The 389-nt window shown below is 42.9% G+C and carries 1 protein-coding gene; it reads left to right on the top strand.

Features of this window, described 5'->3' with window-relative positions; all coding sequences use genetic code 11:
- Positions 1-366, top strand: a 366-nt coding sequence (locus BCT81_RS08675) for a response regulator (RefSeq protein WP_133152593.1), incomplete at its 5' end; no start/stop codon positions are given.
- Positions 367-389: the final 23 nt, after the last annotated feature.

Below are 389 nucleotides of genomic sequence, written 5' to 3'. Positions count from 1 at the left end.
TTGATTGTCGAAGATAACTTGATGAATCAGAAGATAGCGAGCTTCTTTCTTGAACAAGCAGGTTACGAGTATCTAATTGCTAGTAATGGACAAGAGGCGGTTGATGTTATTACTCAGGGCGCGCAATTTGATGCCGTGTTGATGGATTGCATGATGCCAGTCATGGATGGGATAACTGCGACCAGAGCAATCCGACAGTGGGAGAGCGAGCAACAAACGACACCACTACCAATTATTGCCTTAACCGCAAGTGTATTAGAAGAAGACATCAAAGATTGCTTTGATGCAGGCATGAATGCCTATTTACCCAAGCCTTATAAATCTCACCAACTCTATGACCTGTTTAGCAGCCTTGATATCGTCTAACTGATAGCTGGTTTAAAGCTCAA

Origin of the sequence: Vibrio sp. 10N.261.52.A1 (assembly GCF_002876325.1) — a bacterium.
In the GTDB taxonomy this organism is placed as follows: domain Bacteria; phylum Pseudomonadota; class Gammaproteobacteria; order Enterobacterales; family Vibrionaceae; genus Vibrio; species Vibrio chagasii.
This window is presented reverse-complemented; position numbering and strand designations above follow the sequence as displayed.